The organism is Bifidobacterium catenulatum DSM 16992 = JCM 1194 = LMG 11043, assembly GCF_001025195.1.
GTDB classification, from domain to species: domain Bacteria; phylum Actinomycetota; class Actinomycetes; order Actinomycetales; family Bifidobacteriaceae; genus Bifidobacterium; species Bifidobacterium catenulatum.
In genome coordinates, this window is record NZ_AP012325.1 from 1,005,329 (window position 1) to 1,027,089 (window position 21,761).

General features: G+C 59.7%; 18 protein-coding genes. All 18 read left to right on the forward strand.

Annotated elements, in window-relative coordinates; genetic code table 11:
• Positions 1–10: 10 nt before the first annotated feature.
• The 18 genes from BBCT_RS09445 (at position 11) to BBCT_RS04390 (ending at position 21,760) form a co-directional block, all read left to right on the forward strand.
• On the forward strand, positions 11–4,057 hold the full coding sequence (locus BBCT_RS09445) for a tape measure protein (RefSeq protein WP_128805882.1): 4,047 nt from the start codon (positions 11–13) through the stop codon (positions 4,055–4,057).
• Between the two features lie 10 nt (positions 4,058–4,067).
• Positions 4,068–4,949 (forward strand): hypothetical protein, encoded by an 882-nt coding sequence (locus BBCT_RS04315; protein ID WP_003834963.1) that lies wholly within the window; start codon positions 4,068–4,070, stop codon positions 4,947–4,949.
• A 29-nt stretch (positions 4,950–4,978) separates the two neighbouring features.
• A complete protein-coding gene (locus BBCT_RS04320; protein ID WP_003834962.1) occupies positions 4,979–5,926 on the forward strand; it encodes a hypothetical protein in 948 nt (315 codons plus the stop codon).
• Between the two features lie 10 nt (positions 5,927–5,936).
• Positions 5,937–7,154 carry a hypothetical protein gene (locus BBCT_RS04325; RefSeq protein WP_003834961.1) on the forward strand — a complete coding sequence of 406 codons (1,218 nt, stop codon included), beginning with the start codon at positions 5,937–5,939 and terminating at the stop codon, positions 7,152–7,154.
• A gap of 16 nt (positions 7,155–7,170) precedes the next feature.
• A complete protein-coding gene (locus BBCT_RS04330; RefSeq protein ID WP_034248599.1) occupies positions 7,171–9,420 on the forward strand; it encodes a hypothetical protein in 2,250 nt (749 codons plus the stop codon).
• A gap of 22 nt (positions 9,421–9,442) precedes the next feature.
• The gene (locus BBCT_RS04335) at positions 9,443–9,730 is read left to right on the forward strand and encodes a hypothetical protein (RefSeq protein ID WP_033512881.1); all 288 of its coding nucleotides are present in this window, start codon (positions 9,443–9,445) and stop codon (positions 9,728–9,730) included.
• A gap of 75 nt (positions 9,731–9,805) precedes the next feature.
• Positions 9,806–9,958 (forward strand): hypothetical protein, encoded by a 153-nt coding sequence (locus tag BBCT_RS09145; protein ID WP_155812145.1) that lies wholly within the window; start codon positions 9,806–9,808, stop codon positions 9,956–9,958.
• The gene (locus BBCT_RS04340) at positions 9,933–10,340 is read left to right on the forward strand and encodes a hypothetical protein (RefSeq protein WP_003834958.1); all 408 of its coding nucleotides are present in this window, start codon (positions 9,933–9,935) and stop codon (positions 10,338–10,340) included. Before BBCT_RS09145 ends, BBCT_RS04340 begins: the two co-directional genes overlap by 26 nt.
• Positions 10,337–10,990, forward strand: coding sequence for a hypothetical protein (locus tag BBCT_RS04345; RefSeq protein ID WP_003834957.1), 654 nt, complete (start codon positions 10,337–10,339; stop codon positions 10,988–10,990). Before BBCT_RS04340 ends, BBCT_RS04345 begins: the two co-directional genes overlap by 4 nt.
• Positions 10,991–11,053: 63 nt before the next feature.
• Positions 11,054–11,698, forward strand: a complete 645-nt coding sequence (locus BBCT_RS04350; protein ID WP_003834956.1) for a hypothetical protein — start codon at positions 11,054–11,056, stop codon at positions 11,696–11,698.
• Positions 11,699–11,713: 15 nt separating this feature from the next.
• Positions 11,714–11,968 carry a hypothetical protein gene (locus BBCT_RS04355; protein ID WP_003834955.1) on the forward strand — a complete coding sequence of 85 codons (255 nt, stop codon included), beginning with the start codon at positions 11,714–11,716 and terminating at the stop codon, positions 11,966–11,968.
• Positions 11,969–12,133: 165 nt separating this feature from the next.
• Entirely contained in the window at positions 12,134–12,571 is a 438-nt protein-coding gene (locus BBCT_RS04360; protein ID WP_003834954.1) for a phage holin, read from the forward strand.
• Between the two features lie 92 nt (positions 12,572–12,663).
• Entirely contained in the window at positions 12,664–13,479 is an 816-nt protein-coding gene (locus BBCT_RS04365) for a peptidoglycan recognition protein family protein (protein ID WP_231858095.1), read from the forward strand.
• A 373-nt stretch (positions 13,480–13,852) separates the two neighbouring features.
• Positions 13,853–16,159, forward strand: a complete 2,307-nt coding sequence (gene metE, locus BBCT_RS04370; RefSeq protein ID WP_003834952.1) for a 5-methyltetrahydropteroyltriglutamate--homocysteine S-methyltransferase — start codon at positions 13,853–13,855, stop codon at positions 16,157–16,159.
• Positions 16,160–16,188: 29 nt separating this feature from the next.
• Complete coding sequence (metF, locus tag BBCT_RS04375) at positions 16,189–17,028, forward strand: methylenetetrahydrofolate reductase [NAD(P)H] (RefSeq protein ID WP_033512877.1); 840 nt, start codon at positions 16,189–16,191, stop codon at positions 17,026–17,028.
• A 91-nt stretch (positions 17,029–17,119) separates the two neighbouring features.
• Positions 17,120–20,212 carry a bifunctional [glutamine synthetase] adenylyltransferase/[glutamine synthetase]-adenylyl-L-tyrosine phosphorylase gene (locus BBCT_RS04380; RefSeq protein ID WP_081450281.1) on the forward strand — a complete coding sequence of 1,031 codons (3,093 nt, stop codon included), beginning with the start codon at positions 17,120–17,122 and terminating at the stop codon, positions 20,210–20,212.
• A 109-nt stretch (positions 20,213–20,321) separates the two neighbouring features.
• Positions 20,322–21,335: an aspartate carbamoyltransferase gene (gene pyrB / locus BBCT_RS04385; RefSeq protein WP_003834949.1), complete on the forward strand. Its 1,014-nt coding sequence runs from the start codon at positions 20,322–20,324 to the stop codon at positions 21,333–21,335.
• A complete protein-coding gene (locus tag BBCT_RS04390; RefSeq protein WP_003834948.1) occupies positions 21,335–21,760 on the forward strand; it encodes an aspartate carbamoyltransferase regulatory subunit in 426 nt (141 codons plus the stop codon). The genes pyrB and BBCT_RS04390 overlap by 1 nt, the downstream gene beginning before the upstream one ends.
• The last annotated feature ends 1 nt before the right edge of the window (position 21,761 follow it).

Consider the following 21,761-nt stretch of genomic DNA (forward strand, 5'->3'; position numbering starts at 1 on the left):
GTGAATGGTCATGGCCGGTACAGCCGCATGGATTGACGTGCTGCCGAATCTGAGCGCTTTCGGAACGAAACTGAATTCCGGTGTGACGGCCGCAGCGGCTTCGGCCGGCCGGAACGCCGGCAGGAAGTTCGCAGACTCGATGAACACTGCGGCCGGCACGAACGTGCTGGCGGAGCAGGTCAAGAACCTCGAAGGCGCCGAAAAGCGCGCGCAGAAGGCCGTGACCACCGCCACCGCGCAGATCGTGAAGGCGCGTGACGAGCAGAAGAGCGCCACGTTGCGCGTGCAGGCCGCCGAAACGAAGCTCAACGAGACCGTCGCGAAATACGGTGCAGCATCCTCCCAGGCGATCAGCGCGCAGGCACGATTGAATGACGCGCGGAGCAAGGCCCGTCAGAAGGACGAGGCGTACAAGAACGCCGAAGAGCAGATCCGCGCCGCGCAAAACGGTTTGAAGGAAACGCAGACGCAGCTGGCGGCCGCGCAGCAGAAAGCGAGCACCGCGACCGGCGGTTTCCGCAATGCCTTGCAGAAGTGGAAGCAGGCCGCCGATTTGGCGAAGTCCTCCACGAGCGGCCTGTCTGAAGCGCAATCGCGGTTCAGTGAGACCAGCCGTCGTATGACCGCGAGGTTCAGCGCGATGGCCGGCGCAGTCGGCGGCTTCACGTCCAGTGTCGTCGGCAAGGCGGTTTCCACTTTCGCGTCGCTTGGCTCTTCGATGGTCGACGCTTCGGATTCGGCGCAGAAGTTCGCCAGCACCATGAGCTTCGCGGGCGTGAGCGACAATACCATCAAGAAGCTGACCGCAAGCACGCAGGACTACGCCGATAAAACGGTCTTCAACCTTTCCGACATCCGCAACACCACGGCCCAGCTTGCGTCGAACGGCGTGAAGAACTACAGCAAGCTCGCCGAGGCCGCGGGCAACCTGACCGCAGTGGCGGGCGGCGGAGCCGAAGCATACAAGTCCGTCGCGATGGTAATGACGCAGACCGCCGGCGCCGGCAAGCTGACCACCGAGAACTGGAACCAGCTGTCCGACGCGATTCCTGGCGCGTCAGGCAAACTGCAGGACGCCATGAAGAAGGCCGGCGCATACACGGGCAATTTCCGTGATGCGATGGCCGGTGGCGAAATCACTGCCGAGGAATTCAACAAGGCGATTCTTCAGCTTGGCATGACCGACGTGGCCAAGCAGGCCGCCGAATCCACCACCACGTTCGAAGGCGCGATGGGCAATTGGGAGGCGGCCGTCCAGAAACTCGGCATGACCGCGCTCGACAAGGTCAAACCGCAGCTGACCGGCGCTTTGAACGCGATGACCGACCGTATCGGCCAGTTCACCGACTGGTTCAGCGGCGCGTGGGATGGTTTGGCAGCGTTCCTGTCGACCGGCAAGGTCAACAAGGCGTTCGCCGAGGCGTTCAAAATCGACAAAAGCTCCTATACGGGCATCGAGGACGCCTACCAGCGTATCAAGTGGGGGTACGCCGGACTGGTGAATTTCGTCAAGACCGGCGAATTCACCTACGAGTTCAACCGCGCTTTCGAGAATGTCGACCGTGACACGCTCATCAGCTTCAAGCAGAATCTGCTTGATTTGCGTGATGCGGCGAAGCAGGTCGTCGAGAACCTGCCGGGACTCAGTGCCTTCTTCGACGTTCCGTCGAAGGGCGACCATTCGAACTTGAACAAGGCCATCAAGGCGCTCAATGTCGCCTTGGAGGGCTTGAAGCCGATCATCCAGCTCATCGCCGACATCGAGAAGATGTGGAACAGTCTGAGCGCGGAACAGCAGGGAGCCATCTTTGACACGGCTATTTACCTGTGGCTCGGCAGCAAGGGCTTGAAGATCTTGAAGAACGTGTACGGCACTGGCAAGGACATCGCCACCGCGTTCAAGACCGGCGGCAAGGCGTTGAAGACGTTCGGCACCGTGCTGAAGGACCTCAAAGTCCCGAAGACGGTATCCTCCTTCATCGACAAGGTCGGCAAGACCGGCAGCAAGCTGCTGGGCAGCGCGGGCGGAACCCTCGCATTGGGTGGCAGCATGCTGGCCGGAGCTGCCAACAATCTGCAGAAGGGCACTCCGAAGACGCTTTGGAAGGCCATGCAGGGCGTCCAAGGCAAGGATACGAGTGACAAGGCATACGAGCAGTACCAGAAGCAGTACCAGCAGACGCAGGAGAATTCCTCCTTCCTTGGCGTCAAGAATTCAACTTGGCTGCATAATCTCAATCCGCTAAACTGGCCGAGCATGGCCAGTAACGCCATTTCGAGTGTCGGCGGAATGCAACAGTCCGGCGTGGATCAGGTCCAGCAGGCGTGGTCTGGATGCGTCGATTGGATCAGCGCGAAATGGCAGGGCCTGACCGACTGGTTCAGTGGATTGCCCGCGACTATCGGCAGCTTCTTCAGTGGTCTTCCATCGACGGTAGGTGGATGGTTCGACTCGGCCGGGCAATGGGTCGAATCCGGCTGGCAGGGTGTCTGCGACTGGTTCGGCGGCATTCCAAACGTGATCGGCGCATGGTTTTCCGGCATTCCTTCCGCGATCGGCGGATGGTTCTCGTCGGCCGGCAGTTTGGCGCAATCCGTCTGGAACGGCATCATCGCATGGTTCGGTGGTGTTCCGTGGCGCATAACCGGCTGGTTCTCCGGCATTCCGGGAACATTCTCCGGTATTTTCCAATCCGCGAAGAACGGCATAACCGGCATTTTCGGCAGTGTCGGCGGCTGGTTCAACCAGAACGTCAAAACGCCGATCAGCAATGCCGTGAACGCAATCGGCAACACTTTCAGCACCACGAAGGACTGGATCCGGTCAAGCTGGAATCAGGTCAAGGACGCCGCCAAATCGCCTGTGAGCTTCATCGTCAACACCGTTTATACCAATGGTATAAAGAAGATATGGAATTCCGTCGCGGGAGCCGTCGGATTGAACCTGAAGCTTCCGGACGTGAAATTCGCCGAGGGTGGCATCAATCCTGGCTACGCGCCAGGCGTTGATTCCATTCCGGCGATGACATCGCCCGGCGAGGCGTGGATGGTCCCAGAATGGACGCGTGCTGTAGGTGCGGCCAACATTTATCGCTGGAATCGTATCGCACGCCGTCAGGGTGTCGCGGCCGTCCGTGAGGACATGATGATGGGTGGGCTCAGGTTCGCCGGCGGCGGCATCGTCGGCAAGGTCGGCTCTGCGGTGTCCGGTGCGAAGAAATGGCTTGAGGACCTGTCCGAGACTGCGCAGAGCTTCGTGAAAAATCCGGGCGACTGGGTTGCGTCGAAGATCCTCTCGCCGGTCAAATCGCAGGTTGCCGGCATCGGCGGTGGCCAGTTCGGCATGATGGTCGGACAATTACCGGTCAAGGCCGCATCCGCTCTGGTCGACAAGGCGAAGAGCTTCGCCTCATCTCTGACCGACAAGTGGAAAAGCAAGAGCGAGAGCGGCCAATACCATGGGGCCGTGGGCGGAGGCGTCGAACAGTGGCGCAGTCTCGTCATCCGCGTTTTGAAGGAGCTTGGACAGGCTGAGAGCTGGGCGGATACCGTCCTTCGGCGCATGAATCAGGAGTCCGGCGGCAATCCGAACGCGATCAACAATTGGGATTCGAATGCTAAGGCCGGCCATCCGTCGCAGGGCCTGATGCAGACGATCCCAGGTACTTTCAACGCCTACGCGGGACCGTACCGCAGCTTGGGTATCACGAATCCACTCGCCAACATCTATGCTGGCGTGAACTACGCATTGCACCGTTATGGCAGCCTGTCGGCCCTAAACAGGGCCGGCGGCTACGCTTTCGGCGGCATCGTCGGGGATCGGCCGACCTTGTACGACCGTGGCGGCATCCTACCCCCCGGACGGCATCTCGTCGCCAATGAGACTAAGCAGCCTGAGCTCGTGCTGACGCGGGAGCAGGTCCTCAAGGTCTTCGGCGGCGAAGTCAGAGACAAGGGCGATCGGACCGTGAATCTCAACGTCAATATTCCGGAGCGTTCCGACCCGTGGGCGGATGCATCGATTCTCGTGCGAACCGCAAGGCACCAATTGCGATAAGGAGGCCGTCATGGCTTATTTTGCTGAATTGTCGGCCTCCGGCTTGGATCCGGTACGCTTCGAGGGCTCGGGTGATCTTGATTGCCTGTGCGTTGCGAAGGGTGGCATCGAGGGTTGGTGGTCGACTCCCGCCGCGAAGGTTAATGTGACGGCTCGCGGCCAAGGTGACGGTGGACACGACGTGGATGAGGATGACATCTCGTATGCGTCGCGTACCGTTACCCTGCACTGGAATGCCAATGCCTCCAGTCGTGACGCGCTCATCGCTTTGATCGACAGTGTCCGCAAGCTCGTGCATCGTCAGGTCACGATGCGTGTGGTCGACAGCGCCGAGGACACCTACTGCAGAGGTGGATACCTCACACTGACCCAACAGCCGGGTTACAGGTCCGGCAGCATTGCCGATTCGACCATCACGCTCGTTTTCGAGCGTCCCGAGCGCCTGTCCACGCTGGCGCACTCCGGCGAGGCCCGCGCGTCGGTGGTGCAGGCCGGAGGTCTGAGCTACGGCACCGGCAATGCCGGCCTTGCGTACCCGCTGTCGTATGGCGTGGTCTCCGATGGTGCGACGGTCATGCGTCTGCCGAACCAGGGCACTTCCCGCGCATATCCGACCTACGCGCTTAACGGTGAGTGGCCGAATGGCTGCACTCTTCGTCTGGCATGTGATGGGCTGGGCTCGACTCTTGCCTTCAACAGCGCGATTCACGCCGGCACACCGGTGCTCCTGGACACACGCTCGCGCACGGCGACGATGGGAGGCGTGGACGTGACGGCGAAGCTTTCGCAGCGTGGCTGGATGACGATACCCGCCGGCAGCGCGCTGACCGTCAATCTCACCACGCCCGGCAGCGGCTGGGTCACATGCGAATCACGTGACACGTATATCTAAACGTTTATCTGCTTGGAGGTTCAACACTTATGACCACGGCTTTAGGCATTCGTCCCGACGCGAAATCGCAGGGCGTCAGCCCTCAGGTGCATCGGCATATCATCAGCGCCCAGTGGGCCAGTGACGGCATCATTCAGGGGCTTACCGTGACCGGAGGCACAGGGCTCACCTACAGCGTGGCCGCGGGCACGGCGCTCATCCAGCCCGACGGCCAGAAGGGCGAGGCCGTGCTCGCGTACTGGCCGGGAGGCCAGACTCCCGCGGTGGCCGCCGGCAACGCCGGGCTGAGCAGATATGACATCATCTGGATGCGCGCGCACGACTTGGACAAGGGCGATGCGGACAACCAGGTCGTGCTCGGCGTCACGCAGGGCACCCCCGCCGCAGACCCCGACGTGCCGATAGACCAGGTGCCGAGCGACGTGGTGCGCCTGGCGGCCATGCTCGTGCCCGCCGGCATGACCCAGACAAAGTCGTGCAGCACGGATGGCGCGGAGCGCTACGCCATGCCCTATGGCGCGTCGAAGGGTCTGATAGCGCGCAACGTGCGCAACTACGAGGGCCCGTCGAACATCGCGGACGGCGACAAGGATTATTTCGAGCAGGATACCGTCTTTTATTTGCCGACCGACCGATTGGTGGAGCTTAGATACACCGCCACCGCGTGCGCCTGCCGGCATGACAATCCGAAGAAGCCCACCGAGGACGCCACCCAGATGGCCTGCTGGTACGTGGGCTTCCAGATCGACGGCAAAGACGTGCAGGGCGGCGGCGGCCAGTTCCAGGTAAGCCGCGCATGGCAGCAGGTGCACCTGAACGCCCTGGTGTCATTGCAGGCCGGGTGGCATACCGTGCGCACGAGGAATCATCGCGTCACGTGGGGCGAGAACGTCTATTTCATCTGCCATTCGGATGGCAAGGAGAACTATCCCGGACGCACCTTGGAGGTGTGGGATCGCGGCGTGAACGTCGGCTAAGGAGGTGCGCATGGCTTGGCGCGCATACGTGGTGGACACGATCAGCGGGCAATTGCTGTGCCCGATCGATCTGCCGAATTTCAGCTGGTCGGTCAGCGTGGCCGACTCGTCGCTTTCCACCACGAAGTCGAAGGGCGTGGGCCAGGACGAGACGAGCGGCCTGAAGCTCCCATGGACGGCGGTGCCGGCCGATTCGCCCGGCGAACGCTCCCGGCTCCTCGCGCCCGACCGGCGCAGCATCGCATTGTGCTGGACAAGCCCCCTCGATTCGGAGGATGCCATCGGCACACCAATATTGTGCGGACTGATAGGCCAGAGGAAGGACGGCCCGCTCGATACGGATTTCAGCCTGACAAGCCTGTACGGGCTCCTCGGCGATAGATACTTGGTGCGCGAGGGAGTCTACGGAGCCGCCAATGGCAGCACCAGCACGGATGTCATCAACTTCGGCAATCTATCCCTCCGCGCCATCGCGGCCGAGGCGGGCTGGCTGTGCACCAACGCCAAGCCGGGTGGCGGACTGCCCATCGACTGGCACTACAGGGGCGAGAAGGGCTCGCACCAGCGCGAATACGATTCGTGGGATATCCAGAATCTGAAATGCTCCGACGTGTGGAACAAGATCGCCAACGTGGAAAACGGGCCGGATCTGCAATTGCGGCCGAAACTGTCCGGCGACACGATCCGCTTCGACTTCGTCGCAGGTTCGGACGCGGATCCAGACATACTGCAGGACACCGTTATCGAACTCTCCAGCAGCCCGTATGGCGGGACGTTGGAGAACATCACCATCGACCACTTGGGTGCCGTCAGCCGCGTGTACGCGTCCGGCTCGGGCACAGACAAGGCGCAATTATGCCATCTGTCCGAAGACCTGAGCCTTGTGAATGGAAGTCACGAGCCGTTCCCGCTGCGGGAGATGACCTACAGCGACACCGACGCCGCCGACGCCGGTCTGCTCCGCCAGCAGGCGGACGGCGTGCTCGCCGCGAATCGCGCGCCGCTCATGCAGATCAAGGGCGAACTCCACGCCAACGACATGAGCGCGGACGGCACTCCATTGCATCCGCTCGGCAGTTTCTGGCCCGGCGAGACGATGCGGTTGGACATTCAAGGATTCCCGAGTCTCGCGGACGGCGTGTACGAGTGCCGGCTCATGCAGATGAGCGGCGATCAGACGGACAAGGTGAATCTGATATTCGACGCCATGGATGATCCCATGGTCTGACATTTTGGAGGTGGTCATGTCCTCTCACGTGGAACTGAATCCAGACGATTCGACGCTCGGCCTGAGCCTGGGCATGAAGGCCATGCGCCTCGCCCTGACCCAGAAGACCCACAGAATCGGCACCGTGCGCATCCCCACCCAGGGTGATACGGATGTCATCATTGGCGATGGCGCGCAGGATGGCGCGAATCGCATCGACCAGGATGGCAATCAGCTGCCGCTCGTGGACACGAGCGGCATCGACAAGGCCGCCCAGGACGCGCAGCAGAAGGCGGATGCCGCGGCGGCGAAGGCCGACCAGGTGCGTTCCGACTTGCAAGCTGAAGTGGACAAGGTAAGCGCGAAAGCGGATGACCTGGGCAAGACCGGCGACCAGTTGGCCGGCCAGATCACCGACATCAAAGGCACCGTCAACGGCCAGCAGACGAAACTGACCGAGTTCGGACAGAAGCTCGAAGGAGAGATCACGCGCGGCGACACGACGGTGAAGAGCGTGACCGAGCTGAAGCAGACAGTGAACGGCCTGTCGTCCACGGTGTCGCAGACCACGAAGACCGCTTCGGCGGCTTTGAGCAAGGCCACGAGCGTCGAGCAGACCGCGAACGGGCTGAAGGCCACGATCAGCAAGGATTATCAGACCACGAAGCAGGCCGACGGCAAATACAGCACGAAGGCGGAGTTGTCGGCCACGAGCGATTCGCTGTCCTCGAAGATAACGGAGACGACGAAGACCGCGAACGGCGCGATGGACAAGGCGTCCTCGGTCGAGCAGACCGCCAGCGGCCTGTCCGTGAGGATAACCGAGGCGGCATCCGAAGCCGCATCGGCGGTGCAGACCGCCAACAGCCTCAAAAGCACCGTGGAATCCAACACGGCGAACATCACTCAGGTGGGGAAAACAGCGGACGGCCTCGTCACGCGCACCAGCAGCCTCGAACAGAATCTGAGCGGTTTCAAAAGCGAAGTGTCGCAAACCTACGCCACCAAAACTGATTTCGACAATCTTTCGATTGGCGGGACGAACCTGCTTGCGGACTCGAACCTGATAAAAACATACATAGACCCGTCAACGGGAATGCCATCGGATGCGAACGCCTCCCAGTCCGACGACGATTGGACCGGGGACTCCTGCACCAAAACCCCAATATCCGTATCGCCGTCCACGCAATACACGCTGTCCGCCTACGACGATATGGCGGACGTCACCTTCACTGGGAGGATAAGCCAGCTCGACTCAGACGGGAATCTGATCGGCCTGCTCGTCGATTCGATAACTTTTCCTGGCCCGGATCACGTGACTTTCACGACTGCGGCGAACGCGGCCAGCATCCATGTCGGAATCTATTTAGCTCCGAAATGCAAGTGGAAGTTGGAGAAGGGCGGCAAGCCGACAGATTGGAGTCCCGCGCCGGAGGACTATTCCACAAAGTCATACGTCGACCAGCAGTCCAAGTCGATAGCGTTGGGTGTCGTGCAATCCTACAAGGGCGCGGACGGCAGCGGTCTCGCCACGAAATCCGACATCACCGTGGAGCATGAAAGGATCACCAGCGAGGTTTCCGGCAAGTATGCGACCAAGGATGGCGTGACGGAGGAGATCAGTTCCAAAGTCACGCAGAACAATGAGTCGCTTGATGTCAAGTTCGCCACGAAGGTCGAGAACCAGTCCACGCTGGACGCGGCGAACACCGCACAGTCGAACGCTTCCGACGCCCAATCGCGCGTCGGCACGCTGGAGGACTGCATCAGCCTCACTTCTGCAGGCGTCCGCGCCGGCCATCAGTCGAACGGCGTGTTCGACGGTGTGAGCGCCCTCGTGAACACCGACGGCAGTTTCGACCTGCTGGACAAGGACGGCAACCTGCTCACACGCATCGACCGGCACAGTTTCCAGGTGGCCGGTGACGATGGCGTCGGCTCCGGGCATCTGATCCTGTCGCAGGACGGTCTTGACATCACCGTGCAGCCCACGGCGAACGAGAAGGTCACCTATCATATCCAGCTCGGCGCGGGCGGCATCAGCATCACCGCGCCAGACGGGGCGCATGTCGAATGCTCGGCCCGGACCGGCCTGGATCTGGAGACGGTGAAATACGGCAAACTGTCCATCGGCTCCGGCGGCTTGCAGTTCACCAACGATCAGGGCTGGGGCTTGGCGCTCTCCGCCGCGGGCTGGAGTCTGAAATGGGCGGGGAACCACACGCTCGCCACGGGCCCGACCGCTGGCGCATTGTACATCGACGGACGTCAGATCGTCACAAGATGATTTTTGGAATATGGAGGTAAGTATGGATGATGTCGTCAAGACCGATGGAGTGCTGGATTTGCGTCCGGCGAAGGACAGTCTTGTCTATCAGCTCCTGCGGCTTGGACTGTCTTTCGACCACAAGGACGCGTCCGGCGAGACGTGGACCGACTACCGTCGTGGCGTGATCGTGACTTTCACGGGTCGTGATACGGCGACCGATGTCGTTGTCGCCGACATGGATACCAAGGATTCCAGGACGGTTGCCGTGTCCGACTTGGCGGATGTCACCGAGGTGAAGACCTGGCGCAGTGATGGCGTCGAGGGTTAGGCGTCCTGTTCCCTGATTGTCTGTTTTTTGTTGTTCCCGTCGTTTCAGGCGGGTTTTCTCTTTTTCTAGGAGGTTATGTTGACTCAGATTGATTTCGGTTTCGGCCATCCAAGCGCCGATGGCGTCGCGGACTTGGGTAGCGGACTGGTGCGTGTGGTGCCGACAGGACGTTTCGGGAACGGCAGTCGAAGAGGCTCGACCCATGGGGAAGCCGATGCCGCCGTTTGATCTCTCGAACACGGAATTCTGGGCGTCGCTGCTCGTCGCCTTGGTCGGGGGCGGTGGAGTGGGCGCCATCATCGGCGCGATCTCAAGCCGCCGCAAGGACACTGCCGACATCGCCGCGAAAGCCTGCGACATCCTGACCGATTCCGTCATCAAGCCATTGCGAGAGCAGGTGGAGTCGCAGGAGGAGCAGATACAGCACTTGGAGGTCCAGCAGCGCAAGTATTTCGCGTTGGCGGAGTACACGCGCCGTCTGTTCCATTGGCTTCAGCAGTTCTGCGAGGTCGTCGATCCCGACTTTCTTGAGCGGCATCCGAAACCGCATCTGCCGGACGAGCTGCGCGGCGACATCATGCCTGAATCATTCGGCAAGGAGGGACAATGACGAGGATACGATTTCGTTTCCGCAGGCCGGACGGTCTGACTGACGGCGGCTCATCTCCACGTGGACTGGTGGTCTGCTCGCCGACGAGCCGCGTCGTCCAAAAGGACGAGAGCATCATGCTGCCGTTGCCGTTCGTGGCGCGTCTGCCGGACGACGGGAGCGATCTGCTCGTTTCGTTGCAGCCGACCGGAAGGGACTGGTGCTGGACCATACGCGAGCAGGTCGGCGGTTACACGCACGTGCGGCGAGTGATCGTGCCGGACAGCGTGCAGACGTTGGATTACGCGACGCTTGGAGAGGCGTCGTGGGCTTCGTCCGCAACGGCTGGCGGTCTCGTGCACAGCATGCGGGTGTATTCCGGCGTCATCACGTCGGGCGCGCACGTGCCCGCCGCCGAATTGAAACCGTCCGACAATGTGACGGTCGGCGACACGTGCGTGGATTCGACCGGCAGGGTGTGGATGATAACCGGTCTTGTCGATTCGGACGCGGTGTTCGGCGTGGACACCGGGGTGACGCTCGGCGGCAGGGGCGAGCGTGGCGCGAGTTTCCTCAGCGGCATGGGTAGGCCGTCCGACCTGACGCAAGGCATCGTCGGCGATACTTACATCGATTTGACGACCGGCGACGTGTATCAGCTCCGGCTCTGAATTTTCTCACATCTCATATCTCACAAAATAAAATGATTCGATTTCCAAGGAGGAATTGCGAAAATGGCATGGACTGCGACTGGCGGCAACCTGAAAGGACCGAAGGGCGATCCGGGTACGAATGGCGCGAAGGGGGATGCGGGCACGAGCCTGCACGTCGCCAACATCACCGTCTCAAGCAACAGCGACGTGGCGACGAGCGTGCTCTCGCCATCCGCGCCGATGACGGTAGGAGATCTGATCTCCGACACCAATGGGAACCTGTTCACGGTCACTTCCATCGTCAACGACACGACCGTCCACGTGTCCAACGTGATCGGCGGCGTGAGCTTCAAGGGGCCGAAGGGAGAGAAGGGCGCGGACGGAGCGCCCGGCAAGGACGGTACCGGCGTCACCATCCTCGGCTCATACGCTTCCCTCGAAGCGTTGAAGGCCGAACATGCGACCGGCAATGCAGGCGACGCCTATCTTATCGGAGGCCACCTGTACGTGTGGGATACGGTCGGCGCGGACTGGAAGGACGTCGGCACCATCCAGGGGCCGAAGGGAGATAAGGGCGAACCCGGCATCAACGGCAAGGACGGTACGAACGGCGTGAACGGTCTCGGCTGGACTTATGGCCACGGCGTGCCGTCATTGACTGGGGTGCCGGTTGGCAGCCTGTATCTTGACCTCGATACCGGCAACGTGTACGCCTTCAACGCCTAGGAGGTGGTTGTGAATATGGCATGGTCCAATGTCGGGAATCTCAAAGGCCCCAAGGGTGATGTGGGCGACGCCGAGGGCAGTATCCAGCAGGGCGCGATTGTCTTCGCTTACGATTCCAGTCCAGCGGCAAAAGCGATGCTCGAAAGCGAGGAATGGGTCTTGTTGGGAAATTTCACCGTCTACGTAAACAGTTCGACACATGACATCAGCTTCTATCCGTCGCCGGCTGCTACCGACTCGCGCTGTTTATGCGTGTTCGCGAAGGCGTGATTTGGAGGACCGACAGTGACGCATCTCATGATCGCAATCGTAGCGTACCTGGTATTGCTCGTGCTTATCCTCATGTTCAATCACGGCGCGCATATGCATTTGTGACCACTATTTTCAAGGCCGTCTCCCCGGAGGCGGCCTTCCTTATGCCCGAAGGAGGCAATCATGGCGGAACACGCCAACGAAAAACAAACCACCAATCTTCCCGGATTGACCGGCGAGCGTGTCAAGGCCGGAGTGACCATCGTGGTCACGCTCTACGCTCTGGTCAACGCCGGCCTGTCCTTGGCCGGCATCAATCCGCTGCCTTTCACCAACGAGCAGGTCAGCGCTTCAATCTTCGGTGTCATCGGCATCGCCGGAACCATTTACGGCTGGTGGAAGAACCAGAACATCACCAGCGCGAGCCTTGCTGGCCAGCAGCTCGTGGATGCATTGAAGAAAGAGGGCGTGGTCAATGGCATCAGCGCAGCGAAGAGCGCGGCCTTGAGCGCCGCTTCCGCCGTGGCCAGGACCGAGCCGAAGGACGCCACGGACACCGCCACGGCCACCGCCGACACCACGGAAGCTGACGCTGATCTCGAGCCGGGCGGTACCGTCTGATGACCGGCGCAAGCTTCGCGAAATGGCGCGGCAGCCCGAATCACTACCAGGGGCGCAATGGCCTGCATGTCGACCACATCACCCTGCACATCATGGTCGGCCGATTGGCCGGCACGGACTCGTGCTTCATGCGCTCCAGCTTCCAAGCCGCCAGCCATTACGGGGTCGGCGGCGACGGCAGCGTCTACCAGTGGGTGGACGAGGCGAACGGCTCGTGGGCCGACGCCAACTGGCAATCCGATTGCAGCGGCATCACCATCGAGCATGAGGGCGGAATGGCCGGCGTTCCGGTCACCGACGCGGAGGTCGAGGCCAGCGCCAAGCTGTGCGCCGACATCGCACGCCGATACGGTTGGAAGACCCTCTGGCATGACGCCTCGGGCAATCGCGCCGGGAACATCGTCCTGCATCGAGAGGTGCCAGGCACTGACCACTTCGGCTGTCCCGACAGGTGCGTCAACGCGCTGCCGGTGGACAGGATCATCAAGAGAGCAAACGAATTATTGGGAGGAGACGACATGTCAGCTGAAGACGTGTGGAATTTTCGACAGAATGGTGTCCTGATGCGTGATCGCGTGCAGGGCACGGACGCGGCTGCGAACGCCACGAAGAAGGAGCTTTTCAGGCTTTCGCAGTGGGACAGGAACACCCACGCGTCCGCCTTGGGCAATCTCGTGGTCGAACAGCCGGTGCATGGTGGTGCAAAATTGGGCGACCGTGTGGCCGGCATCGACTCTAAGACCAGCCAGCTCATCACGCAGGTGACGGCTTTGACCGAGGCGGTCAAGACCCTCGCCGAGAGCAAGGGCGCCGACCCCGACCAGATCGCCGCCGCGGTCGAGAAGGCCGTCAAGGCCAAGCTCGACAAGCTCAGGATTACCGTCATGGACGGTTCCGACGAAAAATAAGCGTTGCACCTGTTTCAGGCACAACACTTAACCGTGAGTGATTTTCTGGTGTGAGAAAATTCCCGCATTCGAATGCTTGTGGAAATTTTTGCACCTGTTTTTTTAACACGCGCCCCTCTCTCAGCTGATGCTGGGGGAGGGGCGTTTTCGTGTTTCCGGCGGGTGTATCATACGGAGAAAGCAGAAAAATAGAGTCTACTTTGAGTGACACTCAGGTGGTGGAAACACGAAACTCCAAGCGTGGCAACGCATGTAGAAACCTCATTGCTATAAACCGTGCTTATAACGACACTCAAATTTTCTTAATGTCTTATAGCAAGACGATTTGTGATAGCTTGAGCGGGTTGCATTGTTTATATCAGATGGAGGATTCATGTCCGCTCTCACTTCCGTCTCCGGTTTCCCGCGCATCGGCCAGAACCGCGAGCTGAAGAAGATTATCGAAGCCTATTGGAAGGGTGCCGCCGCGCTTGACGACGTGCGTGCCACCGCCAAGGAACTGCGCGCCAAGCATTGGAAGCTGCAGCAGGCCGCCGGCATCGACCTGATTCCGAGCAACGACTTCAGCTATTACGACCAGATGCTCGACACTGCCATCCTGCTCAACGTCATTCCGCAGCGCTACCAGCGTCTCGCCTTCGAGAACCCGGAAGAGACCCTCTTCGCAATGGGCCGCGGCTATCAGGGCGAGAAGGGCGACGTGACCGCCCTGCCGATGAAGAAGTGGTTCACCACCAACTACCACTACCTGGTGCCGGAAGTCGATGAAGTCACCGACATCAAGCTCAACAGCACCAAGCCGTTCGACGAGTTCAACGAGGCGAAGGCGCTCGGCATCACCACCAAGCCGGTGCTCATCGGCCCGTACACTTTCCTCAAGCTCGCCCGCAACCCGCAAGCCGAAGAACTCGAATACGATAAGGGCCTGATCAACGCGGTCGCCGCCGTCTACGCCGAAGTCGTGGCTAAGTTCGCCGAACTGGGTGCCGAATGGATCCAGATTGACGAACCGTACCTCGTGCTCGACAAGGAACCGGGCGACGTCGAACTGTTCAAGAGCCTATACGCCAAGATCCTGCCCGCACGCGATGGCAAGATCAAGGTGCTGCTCAACACCTACTTCGGCCACATCGCCGACGTGTATGAGACTGTCAACCTGCTCGCCTTCGACGGCATCGGACTCGATCTCAACGAAGGCAAGGATGAGAATCTCGCCGCTGTTGAAAAGTTTGGCGTCGCAGAGAACACCACCATCTTCGCCGGCGTGGTCAACGGCCGCAACATCTGGCGCAACGATTACGCCGTCAGCCTCGGCCTCGTCGACGCGCTGAAGAAGGTCACCGACAGCGTAGCCGTCTCTACCGCAAGCTCCCTGCTGCACGTGCCGTTCAGCACCGAAGGTGAGGACGGTCTCGCCGACGACGTGCGCAAACATTTCGCCTTCGCCGTTGAAAAGCTTGGCGAACTGCACGACATCGCGGTCCTTGCCGACGCCAGCGAAGAAGCCAAGAAGGCATCCGAAGCGTTGGCCGCCAACCAGGCACTGTTCGACGGTACCCGCGTTGCCGCCGACAAGAACGTGGCGGAACGTCTCGCAGCCCTGACCGACGCGGACTTCGTACGCCAGCCGGCACGCGCCGAACGTCAGAAGGCACAGCGCGAGTCGTTGAACCTGCCATTGCTGCCGACCACCACCATCGGATCCTTCCCGCAAACCAAGGAAGTGCGCGCCGAACGCGCTAGGCTGCGCAAGGGTGAGATCACCAAGGCAGAATACGACGAATACATGAAGGCGCAGATTGACGCCTGCATCAAGCATCAGGAGCAGATCGGCCTCGACGTGCTTGTGCATGGCGAATTCGAACGTAACGACATGGTCGAATACTTCGGCCAGAACCTCAACGGTTTCCTGTTCACCAAGAACGCTTGGGTGCAGTCCTACGGCACCCGCTGCGTGAAGCCCCCGATCGTATGGGGCGACGTGTCCCGCGCCAACCCGATCACCGTTGAATGGAGCGCCTACGCTCAGTCCCGCACCAGCCATGTGATGAAGGGCATGCTCACCGGCCCGGTCACCATTCTCAACTGGTCCTGGCCGCGCGAGGACATCACCCACGAGCAGCAGACCCAGCAGCTGGCTCTCGCCATCCGCGACGAAGTGCTTGACCTCGAAGCTGCTGGCATCAAGGTCATCCAGATCGACGAGGCCGCCCTGCGCGAAAAGCTGCCGCTCAGGAAGACCGACTGGCACAAGAAGTACCTCGACTGGGCCATTCCGGCATTCCGACTGGTGCACTCCGCGGTCAAGCCGACCACGCAGATCCACACCCATATGTGCTACTCGGAGTTTAACGACATCATCACCGACATCGACGCTATGGACGCCGACGTGATCTCCTTCGAAGCCTCCCGCGGTGATCTTGTGGTGCTCGACGCCATTCACGACGCCAACTTCGAAACCGAAGCTGGCCCGGGCGTCTACGACATCCACTCGCCGCGCATCCCGTCCGAAGCGGAAATCGAGGAACGCATCTACGAAATCCTCAAGAAGATGGACATCGAAAAGGTGTGGATCAACCCCGACTGCGGTTTGAAGACACGCGGCAACGCCGAAACCTGGCCGAGCCTGGAGAACCTCGTCGCAGCGGCCAAGGCCGTGCGCGCCAAACTCGCCAAGTAAGGCGAAACGTTAGGAACAAGACAACAGCCATGCATTCGCCAATGTTCTCGCTCGAGGTGTTCCCTCCAAAGCGAACCTCCCCTGTGGGTACCATTTACGACACGTTGGATGGCCTGCAGGGGTTGGACCCCGATTTCATTTCCGTCACCTACGGCACCGGCAAATCATCCGACCGTACGCTGACAGCGCGCATCGCCCACACCGTGAGTGAATACGGCATCCCCAGTGTGGCCCATCTGACCGCGCAATATCTGAACAAGGATGACGTCGACCAGGCACTCGACATGTTCGAACAGGCCAAAGTCTCCGGCGTACTCGCCTTGCGTGGCGACCGCATCGACGGTGTCGAACCGGCAGGAGTGTTCGAACATGCCAGCGATCTGGCCGTGTATATCCGCCAGCAGCGTCCGGGCATGAAGATCTACGGCGCCTGCTATCCGGAAAAGCATCCGCAGGCGGCAACACTGGAAGAAGACATCGACAATCTCAAAAAGAAAGTCGACGCCGGCGTGACACACCTGATCTCGCAACTGTTCTACGATAACGAGGACTTCCTAAGATTCCTCGACAAAGCGAGGACTGCAGGCATCGACGTGCCGATCGAAGCGGGCATCATGCCAGTCATGAACGCGAAATCGGTGTTGAACATGTCGAGCAAATGTCAGTCGAAGATTCCCGAAAAACTCGGCATCATGCTCGATAAATGGGGAAGCGACAAGGCTTTGCTTAAAGAGGCGGGTATCGCTTACGCATCCGAGCAGATCTGCGATTTGGTAGCGCGGGGCGTCGACGGTGTGCACCTGTATACGATGAACCATCCATGCGTCAGTCGACGTATTTGGTCCAACGTCAAACCATTCTTCGTCTGATTTCAGGCGATGCAACAAACATCAGGGGCGGTTGCGGGTATTTCGCAACCGCCCCTGGTTTTATACGGTTACTATAGAAACCATGACTTCCATGCAACACAAGTTCGGAGCGCTCGATCTGATTCGAGCAGGGCTGCAAGATCTCGACAAAGCTCGCACATTGTTCGATGAGCTGCACAATGACGGCATTGACGATGACAGAATGCGACTGCTGCTGACAACGCTGGAAAAAGCATGCGATCCTGACGTCGCACTCAGCAACCTGGTGGACATCATCAAAGTGGTGCAAAGCCAAGGTGAGGATTTCACCAACATCATCGCCGATGAGAACTCTTTCATACGACTGATTACCGTGCTTGGCGTATCCGATGAAATGGGCAAGCTCATGCGATTCCGTCCCGAACTCGTGGAGGCCGCGGCCAATGACGCCTGCGAAAGCCATCTTTACAATCACGAACAGCGCAGAGCGCATGTGCTCAAATCGGTAGGAGCCGATCCCAATGACCATACCATGCCGACCGCAAGCCTGCCACTTGCCGAAGCTGCGACGGCGCTACGTAAAACCTATCGCAAACAACTCGCCGCAATCATGGCGCAAGATGCCACTGCGAACGATCCCATCACAATCCAACCGCGCATCAGCACCGAACTTTCCGACCTAGCGGACGCGGCGCTTGAAGGCGCGCTCGCCATCGCACGCCATGAAGTGGACGGCAGCGAACATGTGCGTTTCGCCATCATCGGCATGGGCAAACTGGGCGCACAGGAGCTCAACTATGTATCCGACGTGGACCTGATCTACGTGGTGGAACCCGCCGACGCGGATACCAATGGCATGACGCTCAGCCGAGTCGGAACCAAAATGGCGACCACCCTGCAACGCGTATGCCAATCCGTCATTATGGGTGTCGCCGAACCGACTCTCTGGCAGATTGACGGCGGACTGCGCCCCGAAGGCAAGGATGGTCCACTGGTACGCCGGCTCGAATCCCATGAAGCCTATTATGAGCAATGGGCGGAAAACTGGGAATTCCAAGCTCTGCTCAAAGCACGCCCGGTAGCCGGCGATTCTGACCTTGGTCAAGCGTATATGAGCATGACCCGACCGTTCGTCTGGACCGCATCCAAACGAGACAACTTCGTTTACGATTGCCAGCAGATGCGCAAACGTGTCGAAGATCTTATCCCCAACCCGCTCAAAGACCGCGAAATCAAACTCGGCAGGGGAGGTCTGCGCGACGTTGAATTCACCGTGCAGATGCTTCAACTCGTGCATGGGCGCTCCGACGAGGCATTGCGTACCAGCTCCACACTCGAATCCCTGCAAGCCTTGGCCGAAGGTGGATACGTCTCACGCAAACAAGCCAAAAAACTCTCATGGGACTACCGATTCGAACGAGTACTGGAACACCGACAGCAAATGTGGGCGCTCAAGCGCACCCACCTGTTCCCGGACCTCGGCAAAGCCAGCGCAGGAGGCCTTGAACGCAAACGAGACATCACCATCGACGAGCTGAACCAAAATATCGAACTACGTCGACTCGCACGCGCGTTCCACTTGCATCCCGAAGAACTCGTCAACAAATATGATGAGACGCGTCGCGAAGTACGCCACCTGCACATGGACATCTATTACAGGCCCATGCTGCCCATCAACGCGGGACTCGACGACGAACAGGTGGAACTGTCCACGAAAGCCACGCAAGAACGATTCGAATCCATCGGATTCGCCGACGCCGACGCGGCCATGCGCCACGTCACCGCACTCACCGCAGGCATCTCCCGAGCCGCGAAAATCAACCGCATCCTGCTGCCCGCAGTATTGCAATGGCTCGGCGAAGGGCAGAATCCAGACATGGGACTGCTCAACTGGCGCAAACTCGAAGAAAACTTCGGTTCCGAAAGCGAATACCTCGGATTCCTACGCGACTCGCCATCAGCGGCACAACGCCTATGTCACGTACTATCCAACTCACGATTCCTCGGCGACGCACTCAACAAATCCGTCGAATCCGTCACTTGGCTCGGCAACGACGAATCCCTGCAACCACGCTCGCGCGAAAGCCTCAATATCCAAACCAAGGCAACGCTCGAACGCAACGCCGGCAACATCAACGACTTCGCCAACTCCATCCGAGCCATGCGCAGACACGAAATCGAACGTATCGGCCTCGCATGGATGAGCGGCGTGATTGACGATGAAGCATCGCTCGCCGGCATGACCGACGTATACGACGCAGCCATCGAAGCGTCACTGCAATGGGCCATCCGGCATCGCATCAACGACATGCAGCTCGAACAAGCGCCCGCCGCAATCGCCATCATCGGCATGGGACGCTACGGCGGCAGGGAAGTTAACTTCAGCTCCGACGCCGACGTGATCATCATCTATCGGCCAGCCGAAGGCGCCGACGACACCCAAGCCAACCTCTTCGCACGCAAAGTACAGGAAGACCTGCGCGCGATCCTGCAAGGCCCAACCACATTCGAACCAAAAATCGAACTCGACATGGACTTGAGACCTGAAGGCAAAAACGGACCACTCGTACGTTCCTACGCATCCTGCGAGGAATACTACCGATCCTGGGCAAGCACATGGGAACACCAGGCACTGCTACGCGCCCGGTACGCAGCCGGTGACGCGGCGCTCGCCGAGGACTTCCTGATGAACATCGCCGATCCGCTTAGATATCCGAAGATCGATCTTACGGAAACACAAATTGCTGAAATCCGTAAGCTCAAGGCACGTATGGAAGCCGAACGTTTGCCGCGCGGCGTACGCAGGGATCGCCATCTGAAACTCGGCAAGGGTGGACTATCGGATGTTGAGTGGACGATTCAACTGCTGCAATTGCAGCATGCGGGAGACAACGCCAACCTGCGCGTCAACGGCACATTGCAGGCATTGGACGAGCTGGAACATCGCAAGCTGATCTCCGCCGGCGACGCCGTGGTGTTGCGTAAGGCATGGCGCATGTGCACTGCCGCGCGCAACGGCAGCTATTTGTGGAGCGGACGCGTCAATCAGGCCGATATTCTGCCGGACGATTCATATTCGCTGGGAGGTGTCGCCGTGTATCTCGGCTACGATGCGAATCGCGGTCAGCATTTCGAAAACGATCTGCTTGCAGTAATGCGCAAAGCCCGCGACGTAACGGAACGTATCTTCTACGGTCTTTCGTGACGCTCCCGTTGAAGCATGCTTCATGAACACGCGGTGAACTGATGGGGTCTGCATTTCAGGCTATAGTTGGCTAGGTCACTTCGGGTGGCCACCTTCAACCACAAGTTGCATGAAAGGTGAGCCGTTGTCTTCAGTACTCGAACAGGCGGTTGAAACGCCGATGGTCGGAAAAAGTGTCATCACATTAGATGATCTTTCCATTCGCCAGATTCAGGAATTGCTCCACAAGGCGCAGTACATTGATTCTCATCGTAAAGAAGTGGCGCATGCCTGCGACGGCAGGGTGCTCGCCACTTTGTTTTATGAGCCCAGCACCCGTACGCGTCTAAGCTTTGAAACCGCCATGCTCCGACTTGGCGGCAAGGTGATCGGCTTCGCCGGCGCCCAGCTCGCTTCCGTGACCAAGGGCGAAACCATTTCGGACACTCTGAAAACCGTGTCCAACTACGTAGACGTGGTGGCGATCCGCCACCCGAAGGAAGGCGCTGCTCTCGTGGCGTCCCGCGCGGCTTCCGTACCGGTCATCAATGCCGGCGACGGTGGACACATGCACCCCACGCAGACCTTGGCCGATTTGGCGACGCTGCAGTCGCGCTTCGGTCGCGTGAACAATCTGACCGTCGGTCTGTGCGGCGATCTTACCTTCGGTCGTACCGTACACTCCCTGATCGAAACCCTGTGCCGTTTCGGCAATGTGAACTTCGTGTTGGTCAGCCCGGACGAGCTCAAGACCCCACAGTACGTGCTCGACCGTATCAACGCCACCGACTCCTGCTCCTACACGGAAGTCAAGGATCTCGTTTCCGTGATCGGCGATCTCGACGTGCTGTACATGACCCGCGTGCAGAAGGAACGATTCTTCAACGAAGACGACTATCTGCGACTGCGCGACACTTACATTCTCGACGAAGCCAAGATGGCTTACGCCAAAAAAGACATGGCTGTGCTGCACCCGTTGCCGCGAGTCAACGAAATTGCCGTTGAAGTGGATGACGACCCACGCGCCGCCTACTTCGAACAGGTCAAGAACGGCATGCTCATGCGCATGGCATTGGAAAGCTCGGTGGTTGGAGACGAACTGCCGGGATACGAACCGCTTGAATCCAAGGAGGTTGCGGCCTGATGGAAGTTACCAGCATTCAGAACGGCATCATCATCGACCATGTGCCTGCCGGCACTGCGCTCAAGGTGCTCGAATACCTGAAAATTGATCCGGCTAAGACCAAGCTTGCGCTGATCATGAACACCGACAGCCACATGTTCGGCACCAAAGACATCATCAAGATCGAAAGCGAAGAGGAAGCCGAAACCATCGACCTTGACGTGCTTGGCCTTGTGGCACGCACCGCAACCGTCGGCATTGTGCGCGGCGGCAAAATCGTAGAGAAAAAGCAGCCTACACTGCCGGAACATGTGGTCAATATCATCAAATGCGTGAACCCGCGCTGCGTGACTACCACCGAGCCGGCCGTGCAGATGTTCCACCTGGTGCATTCCGACCGTCAGGAATACCGCTGCGACTACTGCGACGAGGAAGCGAAGTTCTGAC

What these genes read in the sequence shown, in the direction of transcription:
- BBCT_RS04365 (WP_231858095.1), top strand. Translation starts at nt 12,664, where the DNA reads ATGGTCGGCCGATTGGCCGGCACGGACTCGTGCTTCATGCGCTCCAGC.
- BBCT_RS04355 (WP_003834955.1), top strand. Translation starts at nt 11,714, where the DNA reads ATGGCATGGTCCAATGTCGGGAATCTCAAAGGCCCCAAGGGTGATGTG.
- BBCT_RS04350 (WP_003834956.1), top strand. Translation starts at nt 11,054, where the DNA reads ATGGCATGGACTGCGACTGGCGGCAACCTGAAAGGACCGAAGGGCGAT.
- metE (WP_003834952.1), top strand. Translation starts at nt 13,853, where the DNA reads ATGTCCGCTCTCACTTCCGTCTCCGGTTTCCCGCGCATCGGCCAGAAC.
- BBCT_RS04345 (WP_003834957.1), top strand. Translation starts at nt 10,337, where the DNA reads ATGACGAGGATACGATTTCGTTTCCGCAGGCCGGACGGTCTGACTGAC.
- pyrB (WP_003834949.1), top strand. Translation starts at nt 20,322, where the DNA reads ATGAAAGGTGAGCCGTTGTCTTCAGTACTCGAACAGGCGGTTGAAACG.
- BBCT_RS04360 (WP_003834954.1), top strand. Translation starts at nt 12,134, where the DNA reads ATGGCGGAACACGCCAACGAAAAACAAACCACCAATCTTCCCGGATTG.
- BBCT_RS04315 (WP_003834963.1), top strand. Translation starts at nt 4,068, where the DNA reads ATGGCTTATTTTGCTGAATTGTCGGCCTCCGGCTTGGATCCGGTACGC.
- BBCT_RS04320 (WP_003834962.1), top strand. Translation starts at nt 4,979, where the DNA reads ATGACCACGGCTTTAGGCATTCGTCCCGACGCGAAATCGCAGGGCGTC.
- BBCT_RS04380 (WP_081450281.1), top strand. Translation starts at nt 17,120, where the DNA reads ATGCAACACAAGTTCGGAGCGCTCGATCTGATTCGAGCAGGGCTGCAA.
- BBCT_RS09445 (WP_128805882.1), top strand. Translation starts at nt 11, where the DNA reads ATGGCCGGTACAGCCGCATGGATTGACGTGCTGCCGAATCTGAGCGCT.
- BBCT_RS04330 (WP_034248599.1), top strand. Translation starts at nt 7,171, where the DNA reads ATGTCCTCTCACGTGGAACTGAATCCAGACGATTCGACGCTCGGCCTG.
- BBCT_RS04340 (WP_003834958.1), top strand. Translation starts at nt 9,933, where the DNA reads ATGGGGAAGCCGATGCCGCCGTTTGATCTCTCGAACACGGAATTCTGG.
- BBCT_RS09145 (WP_155812145.1), top strand. Translation starts at nt 9,806, where the DNA reads ATGTTGACTCAGATTGATTTCGGTTTCGGCCATCCAAGCGCCGATGGC.
- BBCT_RS04335 (WP_033512881.1), top strand. Translation starts at nt 9,443, where the DNA reads ATGGATGATGTCGTCAAGACCGATGGAGTGCTGGATTTGCGTCCGGCG.
- metF (WP_033512877.1), top strand. Translation starts at nt 16,189, where the DNA reads ATGCATTCGCCAATGTTCTCGCTCGAGGTGTTCCCTCCAAAGCGAACC.
- BBCT_RS04390 (WP_003834948.1), top strand. Translation starts at nt 21,335, where the DNA reads ATGGAAGTTACCAGCATTCAGAACGGCATCATCATCGACCATGTGCCT.
- BBCT_RS04325 (WP_003834961.1), top strand. Translation starts at nt 5,937, where the DNA reads ATGGCTTGGCGCGCATACGTGGTGGACACGATCAGCGGGCAATTGCTG.